The sequence below is a fragment of the Domibacillus robiginosus genome (assembly GCF_000966195.1).
Classification (GTDB): domain Bacteria; phylum Bacillota; class Bacilli; order Bacillales; family Domibacillaceae; genus Domibacillus; species Domibacillus robiginosus.
Genome location: NZ_LAHL01000085.1, coordinates 1 through 9,399, shown reverse-complemented (window position 1 = coordinate 9,399; position 9,399 = coordinate 1). Strand labels below are relative to the sequence as shown.

At 42.4% G+C, this 9,399-nt stretch carries 9 protein-coding genes and 1 rRNA gene; 2 read left to right on the top strand and 8 right to left on the bottom strand.

The window, feature by feature from the left end:
• The coding region (locus tag VP97_RS22655) for an enolase C-terminal domain-like protein (RefSeq protein WP_281175110.1) at positions 1 to 549 on the top strand (549 nt) is incomplete at its 5' end.
• 305 nt (positions 550 to 854) lie between these two features.
• Entirely contained in the window at positions 855 to 1,562 is a 708-nt protein-coding gene (locus VP97_RS22650) for a FadR/GntR family transcriptional regulator (protein ID WP_050184467.1), read from the top strand.
• A gap of 37 nt (positions 1,563 to 1,599) precedes the next feature.
• Here the strand turns inward: VP97_RS22650 and VP97_RS22645 are convergent, their stop codons facing one another.
• From VP97_RS22645 to rrf, 8 genes are all read right to left on the bottom strand, one after another.
• Complete coding sequence (locus VP97_RS22645; protein ID WP_050184463.1) at positions 1,600 to 3,105, bottom strand: tripartite tricarboxylate transporter permease; 1,506 nt, start codon at positions 3,103 to 3,105, stop codon at positions 1,600 to 1,602.
• A gap of 12 nt (positions 3,106 to 3,117) precedes the next feature.
• Positions 3,118 to 3,570: a tripartite tricarboxylate transporter TctB family protein gene (locus tag VP97_RS22640; protein WP_050184460.1), complete on the bottom strand. Its 453-nt coding sequence runs from the start codon at positions 3,568 to 3,570 to the stop codon at positions 3,118 to 3,120.
• A gap of 72 nt (positions 3,571 to 3,642) precedes the next feature.
• Positions 3,643 to 4,641, bottom strand: coding sequence for a tripartite tricarboxylate transporter substrate binding protein (locus VP97_RS22635; protein ID WP_050184456.1), 999 nt, complete (start codon positions 4,639 to 4,641; stop codon positions 3,643 to 3,645).
• A 91-nt stretch (positions 4,642 to 4,732) separates the two neighbouring features.
• A complete protein-coding gene (locus tag VP97_RS22630; protein WP_050184453.1) occupies positions 4,733 to 5,743 on the bottom strand; it encodes a mannonate dehydratase in 1,011 nt (336 codons plus the stop codon).
• An 80-nt stretch (positions 5,744 to 5,823) separates the two neighbouring features.
• A complete protein-coding gene (locus VP97_RS22625) occupies positions 5,824 to 6,564 on the bottom strand; it encodes a FadR/GntR family transcriptional regulator (RefSeq protein ID WP_050184450.1) in 741 nt (246 codons plus the stop codon).
• Between the two features lie 231 nt (positions 6,565 to 6,795).
• The gene (locus VP97_RS22620) at positions 6,796 to 8,082 is read right to left on the bottom strand and encodes an ATP-binding protein (protein WP_082220515.1); all 1,287 of its coding nucleotides are present in this window, start codon (positions 8,080 to 8,082) and stop codon (positions 6,796 to 6,798) included.
• A 332-nt stretch (positions 8,083 to 8,414) separates the two neighbouring features.
• Positions 8,415 to 8,864 carry a hypothetical protein gene (locus tag VP97_RS22615; RefSeq protein WP_050184447.1) on the bottom strand — a complete coding sequence of 150 codons (450 nt, stop codon included), beginning with the start codon at positions 8,862 to 8,864 and terminating at the stop codon, positions 8,415 to 8,417.
• 148 nt (positions 8,865 to 9,012) lie between these two features.
• Positions 9,013 to 9,128, bottom strand: a 5S ribosomal RNA gene (rrf, locus tag VP97_RS22610).
• Between the last annotated feature and the right edge of the window lie 271 nt (positions 9,129 to 9,399).

The following is a 9,399-nucleotide window of genomic DNA, read 5'->3' as shown; positions in this document are numbered from 1 at the left end:
GGGGCAGAAGGCGGCTTCTCAGCCCGTGAAGTGATGGCCGAGTTCAGACGTGCGACAGGACTTCCAACTGCGACAAACATGATTGCGACAGACTGGCGCCAGATGGGACACTCCATCCAGCTGCAGTCGGTGGATATTCCGCTGGCAGATCCGCATTTCTGGACGATGCAGGGTTCTGTCCGAGTCGCACAGATGTGCCATGAATGGGGATTAACATGGGGATCTCATTCAAACAACCATTTTGATATTTCCCTGGCGATGTTTACGCATGTGGCAGCCGCTGCCCCCGGAAAGATCACGGCAATTGATACACACTGGATCTGGCAGGATGGCCAGCGTCTCACAAAAGAGCCGTTTAAGATTGCCGGAGGAATGGTGGATGTTCCAACAAAACCGGGCCTTGGCGTAGAAATCGATATGGAGCAGCTGGAAAAAGCCCACCAGCTGTATAAAGAAAAAGGACTCGGTGCACGCGACGATGCACTCGCGATGCAGTACCTGATTCCGGGATGGACGTTTGATCCGAAACGCCCTTGCTTTGTTCGATAATTATATACAACAAGCGCCCTTGTTTAAAAGGGCGCTTTCGGCGTCACTTGCCGTCTGTGAAAGCTCATAACCTAAAAAAGGGCACTCTGCTTCCCGGCCGGCGGCGCTCCTGGAAAGAAAGACGTTCTCAATCAGCCTGCTTTCTTACTTTGTCTATACTCTCCAAGCGTCCTTACTTTAAGAGGGCGCTTTTTCTTTTTAATTCCGTTCCTTCCCTTCTTATCCTGTACAAATAAGTGGCACGATTATGCAATTCGTCTTACAATAAGGTTATATAGATAAAGGCAGAGAAAAGAGGTTACACCATGGAGGAATCATCTAAAAAGCTGGGCGTTCGATCCGTTCATCGCAGCACCCTTTCTAAACAAGTAGTTGAACAAATTGTGCACCTGCTTGTTAGCGGTCAAATGAAAGCGGGAGATAAGCTTCCGCCCGAGATGGAGCTAATGGAAGAACTGGGTGTCAGCAGACCGGTCCTGCGGGAAGCACTCAGCGCACTTGAAACACTGGGCGTTATTACCCGAAAAACACGGGAAGGAACTTTTTTTAACAATAAAGTTGGCACCCACCCTTTTTCTGTTATGCTGGCGCTGGCCACTGATAACTTACCCGCTATCATTGAAGCGCGCATGGCTTTGGAATTAGGGCTTGTGACTATGGCCGCCGAGAAAATTACAGATGAGCAGCTGGAAAAGCTGAGAAAAACAATGGATGCCATTGCAAACAGCGAGGATAATGACTACGGTGAAGCAGATAAGGAATTTCATTACATTATAGCCCTAAGCGCTAATAATCCTATCGTTGAAGGAATGATCGATTCTCTTCTGATTACTCATAACAAAATTAACAGCTTGATTCAAGTGAGAGAACGAGAGCGGACATTGGGGTATCATAAAGCCATTTATGCGGCTCTAGAAGCACGCGATCCACAGGACGCCTTTTTGCAAATGTACAAGCACCTTGATTTTGTTCGTCAAAAAGTTCTTCAATATTCCTCGGCGAATGATGAGTAAAAAGCCTTGAAGCCATATGGCTTCAAGGCTTTTATTTTTACACTTCAGAATCTCCTAATAAGGCTTTTTTATTTTTCATACCTGCGATAATACTAAGGATGATAGCCAAAACGGACAGTGCCATCAGCGTACCCGAGATTGGACGGGTGAAAATTTCCATAAAATTTCCATTATACAGTCCAAGCGTCTGAAGCAGCGACTCTTCCATCATTTTTCCTAAAATAAACACGAGCGCAATAGGAGCTACCGGAATGTCTGCTTTTTTCAGCACATAACCAAGCAGTCCAAAAATAAGCAATCCGCCGACATCCCAAAGGCTGTTGCTGATCGAATATGTTCCTACGATGGAAACAGCAATAATAATCGGAAACAGCATGTTAAATGGGATGCTCGCTATTTTAGCCCAAAACTTCGCCAAAGGAAGATTCATAAAAAGCAAAAGCAGATTCCCGATAAACATGCTTGCAATAACGGCCCATACAAAGTCAGCATGCCGGACAAACAGCGTTGGGCCTGGCTGCAGGCCATGCAGGACAAAAGCCCCTAACAAAACCGCCATTGTCGCTGAGCTTGGAATCCCCAGCAAAAACAATGGAATCAAAGCTCCTCCTGTAAAGGAATTGTTGGCTGTTTCTGGACCTGCTACCCCTTCAATCGCCCCTTTTCCAAAACGAGACGGATCTTTTGCCAGTCTTTTCTCCATTGAATAAGACAACAAGGATGGAACGACTGAACTGATTCCCGGGATTAACCCCAGAAAAAAGCCAAGAACGGTTCCCCGTCCAATCGACATAGCAGAGGGGCGAATTTCTTGACGGCTTGGAAACAGCCCTTTCACTTTTGGCGGCTTTTCAGGCTTTTTCATTTGCTGTTCAAGGCCCAATAAGATTTCCGATAATCCAAATAACCCCATCGCAATCGTTACAAAATCAAATCCATCAATCAAAAAAGCCTGGCCAAACGAGAAGCGAATGTCACCTGAGCTTGGAGCAATACCAAACATGGCCAGTACCAGCCCAATTAAAACCGCCAGCACACCGCGGATAATGGATTTTCCGGCTAAGCCGACAACCATTGTCATTCCAAATAGAATAAGAGCAAAATACTCAGGCGGTCCGAAAGAAAGAGCAAATTTCACAAGATGAGGCGCAACAAGGGCAACCCCTATGATGGCCACAACGCCTCCTACAAAAGAGCCGATAGCCGAAATACCAAGCGCTACACCAGCACGGCCTTTTTTGGCCATCGGGTAACCGTCCAGGCTTGTAACAACCGATGCCGCTTCTCCGGGTACATTGACAAGAACTGTTGTAATCGTTCCGCCGTACATAGAGCCATAAAAAATACCAGACAGCATAATGATCGCCGAAATAGGATCCATTGCAAATGTTAACGGAATTAGAAGAGCTGTCCCGGCACTTGGACCAAGCCCCGGTAAAATACCCACAATCATACCAACGGAAACGCCGGCCAGACAGTATAAAATATTCTGCCACGATAGCGCGATTTCAAAGCCAGTCATTAATAATTGAATTGTCTCCATAAAGCTCCCTCCTTACCATCCCAGCATATTCGTCGGCAGTGGAATATCCAAAATAAGGTTAAATACAACATACAATACAACCGTGACAGAAGCCGCTGTACCAAGTGATATTTTCCATTTAAAATCAGGCATAAGAAGAATAAGCATAACAATAATACTGGAGACGATATAGCCGAGAAAAGGTGAAATAATAATAAACAAAAAGATGGACAGCACTACTTTTAATACACCAACCAAAGCGGCACCTTTCGGCAGCACTTCTGAAAACATGATCTTATTGTTTTTCCGCAGTGAATCCAGTATAAACAATATAGAAAACACACCCATAAGACCGCTCAACCAAAGCGGAAACAAGCCCGGTCCTGGACCATACTCGCCATAATACGGATATTTCAGCGACTCACGAACCATAAAAAGTGAAAAGAGTAAAAGAGAGATGCCTACCCATACACCGTAATTTTTCACGTTTCTCCACTCCCCGCCAGATAATAGTAGAATAAGTACCCGTCTCTACATAGAGACGGGTACGCGATGCACTTACCAGCCAAGCAACTCTTTTAAGCCTTCAATGTCTTTTACATCCTGTTCAAGCAACGCTCTGTAATCTTCTGCATTGTAATAGCCGACCTGCGTACCGATCTCTTCCATTTTCTTTTCATGCTCAGCATTTGTTACCGCTTTCTCGAAAGCAGTTTCGAGCACTTCCATCGTTTCTTCATCTACCCCTTTTGGCGCAACTAGTCCTCTTGTTGACTGTGAAATCACTGGCTCAAATCCTTCTTCTTCAACCGTAGGAACATCTGGAAGGAAAGACGATCTTTCTTCTGCTGTAACAGCGGCTACTTTTAATTGTTTTTCCAGATGCATCGGATACGCTTCGCCTACACTCGTTACGAGAACATCAACATGTCCGCCTAAGAAAGCAGCTCTCGACTTGGCAGTACCGTCAAACTGAATCGCTTTAAACTTGGTGCCAAGTGCTTCATTTAATTTTAAAGTCACCAGGTGGTCATCTCCTGCTACCCCTGTTGCCGTTGTTGTTACTTCGTGATCCTTCGCATACTCAACCAGTTCTTTGAAGTTTGAAAAACGTTTATCATCCACCCGTATTGCAACTGCTCCCGGGTCCACAACATGGTTACCAATCATCTCAAAGCTGCCAAGGTCAACCTGCTTTTCCATTGTCGGATTCACCAATCCACTGGCCAGATTTGGAGAATTCAAAAATCCGATTGTATATCCATCCGGCTTAGCTGCAGCAATGGCATTCCATCCTACCCAGCCGCTTCCGCCGGGCTGATTGACAATGGTTACCGTTTCCCCGAGCTCTTCTTCTAAAAATGGCTGAAGTGTTCTGGCTGTTGTATCAGTCCCTCCCCCAGCATCATAAGCAACAATAATGCTGATCGGCTTTTTAGGAAAATCACTTTCGCCCGCTGATGAAGCTGTTGAACTCGTTTCTTCTGCTCCAGAGCAGGCAGACAAAGCACCTGCCATTATAATCGACGATACCACCAATGAAAGACGTTTTTTCATTCCACTTCCCCCTCTGTTTTAGTGAATAGTTATAGATGGCTTCTTAGCGGTCTAGATGCAGAGAATCACAATGATGCAAGCGAAGAAGCGGTTATCCCCAAAATTCATTTAAAGCCGTAAGCATCGCTTTTATGTAGCCAATGGAATACGCAAATCCGATGCTGGATGAGCTCCAGCCTACATTGGAATGTGACCATTTGGCGTCTGTATCGGGTGAATCTCCTGCCATAATTGGAACGTGGTCAGGATTGAGACATCCTTCATATCCAACCTTTTTTAGCTCCAGCAAAATTTTGAACATATTCAGATCACCATCATCAAGCAGTGCTTCTTCGAATGCTTTCGCAGTGGCAAGGCTGCCTCTTACATTTCTGAAGTGAATAAGAAACAATCTTCCTTTGCGGCCATAATGGTTAATTTCGTCAATGACAAGCGGGCTTCCGCCTTCTTCCGCTCTCGTTCCAACACAGTAAATATATCCGACGTTTTTGTTTGGATATTCATCAATGATCCGGTGATACCCAAGACCGCCAAACGGACTGTCCGGATGCGGTGAATCAGATGGATGCATGCCGACTTTAACGCCATAATCCTGTGCAGCAGGAACTATTTCTTTATAAACCTCATTAAATCTCTTTCTCCAACTCACGCTTTCTTCAAGAGTCGGAGTTGATGCTTTTTCCTTCATAAAGCTTAAGCTTTCTCCACGGGAAATCGCTCCGCCCCGCTGAATGGCCTGGTAAGGAGTAGACAAGCCATAAAACACATCTCCCGCAAAGCGCTGCCGAACGATGTTGATCCCTGCTTCTCCAAATACTTTTACGGCGTTCACAGAACGCTCGATTTCAAACTCACTGCCCGGTTTTTCATTCATAAAGTCTTCCGAGATATTTGGCAGGGTAACACGGTTGATGTCAAGTCCCCACGAACGAATTCTTTTTCTTTGTTTTAATAAAGCATCCAGATCTGGATACCCCTGCTCCTTCACGCCTGGAAAAGAAGCACCGTTGCCAAAATCAATATAATCGACGCCAAGCTGGCTCATTTGCTTTAAATCTGTATCTGAAAGATCAAAGAAGTTAGTTGTAACCGAAATATTCATTCCTTCTCCTCCTCTATCCTTTTGCTGGAAAGCTCTCGTTACTGTTGATCGGTACAGTAGATACTTACCTGATAAACCGCTTACATTTTTTTGCTTTTACTTTCTTCCTCTTCAAGTATTAATAAGTTTTTAATAGCTTTTTGCCTTACATAATTAAGGTGATGATACATGGCTGCGTAGGCAGCCAGAGAATCGCGCTTTTTAAGGGCGTGATAAATATCAAGATGCTGCTGTATGGTTTCTTTTAAGTTTCTTTTTTCCAACGGTATCTTTTTTAGAATCTGTTGGTGAAATTGCTGCAACGGATGAACCAATCCATTAAATAAAGCGTTGTTTGCACTGAGCGCAATAATTCTGTGAAATTCCTTATCTTCTTCGGAAGAATCTTCAGTAGGCAGCTCCTTCATACGATCAATCGTCGCTTTTAGTTTTTTTAAATCGGCATTGGTCATTTTTTCGGCAGCCAATGTGACCAACCCAAGCTCCAGCGCTATTCTAATTTCTGTAATGGAAAGCAGATCTCTCGAAGAAAGCGCTAACATAATTGAGAAAGGCTCACTCCCAATTTTGTTTGCAAAGAAGGTCCCATGTCTGGTGTGGCGATGAATAAGGCCGATTACTTCTAAAGAAGTTAAGGCTTCTCTAATCACAGGCCGGCTCACTTTGCAAATTTTCATCAGTTCTACTTCTGAAGGAAGGCGCTCTCCTGGACGAAGATGTCCTTCAATAAGCAAATTAATAATTTCATCAATGACTTGTTTTGATAATGTTTTTCGAGTCACTGATTTAATTTGAAGTTTTACACTGTCTCCTTCACTCATTACACTCCCTCCTAACTATTCTTAATAGTCTTACAATAAATAATTTTCTTAATTTATTGTAAGACAAATTGATTTAGCTGTCAATTGGGTAAATTAAATTATTTTCATATTGAACAGTTGAAATATTTCCTAGGCTTCTTTGTTTTTTTACAAACAAAAAACACTGTTCAAAAAATGAAACAGTGTTCTGAACGTGTGTATAAGATAATACGGCAGTTAACTGGCTTTTTTTTAACCAAAGTGGCTGGATGGTTCTTCGTTTAAGCTCCAGACGGTCTTGGTTTCTTTTCCATTTAAATACAAAGCCGCTGGCGGGAGCGAGATTTTGATTGTCGTTCCTTTGTTAACTTCACTTGAAATGCGTAAATTCCCCTTATGGTTTTCAATAATCTTCAAGCAGGTCATCAGCCCAAGCCCTGTTCCTTTTTCTTTTGTCGTATAAAAAGGTTCCCCTAGTGTCGGAATACGTTCCTCTGGGATTCCTACTCCCTGATCTTTAAAAGAAAGGGTAATATAATTATCTTCACTTTCCTGAGCTTCTACCTCAATAATTCCCCCGCCTGGCATGGCTTCAATCGCATTTTTTAATACATTAATAAATACTTGCTTCAACTGATTTTCTTCACAAACGATTTGAGGAAGCTGCATACTGTATGAAAGGTTTATTTGTACATTTTCCATCATTGCTTGTGAATTAATGAGAGAAACTACATCATCCAGCAGCGGCTGGATATTCATTTTTCTAAATTTCACTTCATTTGGCTTGGCCAGTACTAAGAATTCACCAATAATGGCATTGATCCGTTCCAATTCCGCTAACACAATCTCTAGAAAATCTTTATGCTGATTTGTTTCAGCATGAATCAGCTGGATAAATCCTTTAATGGAAGTAAGCGGGTTTCGAATTTCATGTGCAATACCTGCCGCCAGCTGCCCGACTACTGCTAATTTTTCAGATTTTTGCAAAAGAGATTCCGTTTGCTCTCTTTTATGCGTAATGTCTTTGCCAATATATAGTGTTGCTTCTTTCCCTTCGAATATAATTTGTAAAGAGGAGAATTCAAAATAAATCTGCTTTAAATTTAAACATGTAAGCTTGCACACTGCGTTTACGAGTGGACGGTGGTCCTGTTTATGAACCGCTTTATTTGTTTGTATCTTTTCTAAATATCCGTCTTCAATAAAATCCACAATAGAGCGGCCGACAAGATCTCTTTTTTGGTGAGCTCCTAACATATTCTCGGCTGCCTTATTTGCATACAAAATAATATTATTTCGCTGTATAACAACTGATTCAGGAAGCAGTTCAATCAACAGCTTATAATTTTCTTCGCTTTGCTTTCTTCTTAACTGATCAAATTTTAACTTGTCATATTGCAGGCCGACAAACCAGGCAATAAAGGTAGCAATAACCAGATCGTACATTTCTTTTTCAAAAGCAGAATTTAAAAAAATTACCTGAATGAAAGTAAAGCATAAGGAAATACTAGTTAGAATGATTCGGCCAGTTCTTTTCATGGGAACTCCCCTCTTAAACAGATTAAAAACGAAAGCACTTCAAAAGCTACCCGCTACATACTTGTCAGTCTTTTTAGGGTTTTCCAATCTCATGTCTCAATGCGAGAACAGTATATTCCTATATTGCTATAAACACAGTTAAATGCCTATATTTTTTCTTCGACAAATATCGATCATTTTATTCGTTCTGACTGTTTTTGTTGTACTTTGATATATTAATGAAAGAAAACAAACGTTCCAAAAAAAGAAGGAAAGAACTTTAGAAGTTCTTTCCTTCAAATAAATAGGGTGACCATCTTATATGTATATAACAAATAATAATATAAAGGAAATCAACTGTTGCTTTCCGGTAACCATTGGCCATAAATGGGATTAAATGTACCATATGCTTTGAATACACCATTTTTATAAAATGGCATAAATCCATATCGTTCAAGCCAGCGATAGGCACTTTTCCTTTTTTCATCATCAAAGACAACAAATAAATACTCATTTGGTTTTAAACGATACCTGAATTTAAGAATAATATCCAAAGCTTTTTTCAGCCCTTCAAGACCCGCTTTCCCGGTTGCTTTTTCTTTTGTACCTCTTGGATTTCGGCTCTTCCATCTGTTTGCTTTTTTTCTTGAATCTGTTATGATAACGGCTGCATTCCAAACGTATACAACTCGATCAGAAACAAATTCTTTTTCACGCCAGAAATAAACATGCAGCGACTGGCCATTGCTAAGCCCTACCTGATACCGCACCTGGCTTTTTCGTTTTTTTACTAAATCACGCATCTCTTTACAACTCCTTTGAAGAAGGGAAGGTGTTTTTTATTTTCATTCTTCTTATTTATTCCCTCTTTTCCTTTCTGCATGCTAACTCATTCTCTATTATCTTTATTAAACGAAAAAGACAACCTGATTTCTCAAGTTGTCTTAACATGCCAGGCGGCGTCCTGCTCTCACAGGGGGAAACCCCCAACTACCATCGGCGCTGAAGAGCTTAACGGCCGTGTTCGGGATGGGAACGGGTGTGACCTCTTCGCTGTAGCCACCTGACTATGAAGTTTGAAAGAAGTGTTCTTTCAAAACTGGATAGAAGCTTGCATTGTATGGGCAAAAACCTTTCGGTTACACAGCCATGTGTTGTCCAGCTCCAGTCGGCCAGCCCCTCGGTCATAAGCTGCTCCGACTTTGTGGCAAAAAGCGCCACTAAGTCGATTCATCTTACGCCTGACGGGCCTGAGCGACCGACTTGCGCTTTTCGATTGATTAAGTCCTCGATCGATTAGTATTCGTCAGCTCCATGCGTCGCCGCACTTCCACCTCG

Bases quoted from the DNA above. Each gene is read 5' to 3' on its own strand.
- VP97_RS22620 (WP_082220515.1), bottom strand. From the start codon at position 8,082: ATGAAAAGAACTGGCCGAATCATTCTAACTAGTATTTCCTTATGCTTT.
- VP97_RS22650 (WP_050184467.1), top strand. From the start codon at position 855: ATGGAGGAATCATCTAAAAAGCTGGGCGTTCGATCCGTTCATCGCAGC.
- VP97_RS22625 (WP_050184450.1), bottom strand. From the start codon at position 6,564: ATGAGTGAAGGAGACAGTGTAAAACTTCAAATTAAATCAGTGACTCGA.
- VP97_RS22615 (WP_050184447.1), bottom strand. From the start codon at position 8,864: ATGCGTGATTTAGTAAAAAAACGAAAAAGCCAGGTGCGGTATCAGGTA.
- VP97_RS22645 (WP_050184463.1), bottom strand. From the start codon at position 3,105: ATGGAGACAATTCAATTATTAATGACTGGCTTTGAAATCGCGCTATCG.
- VP97_RS22630 (WP_050184453.1), bottom strand. From the start codon at position 5,743: ATGAATATTTCGGTTACAACTAACTTCTTTGATCTTTCAGATACAGAT.
- VP97_RS22635 (WP_050184456.1), bottom strand. From the start codon at position 4,641: ATGAAAAAACGTCTTTCATTGGTGGTATCGTCGATTATAATGGCAGGT.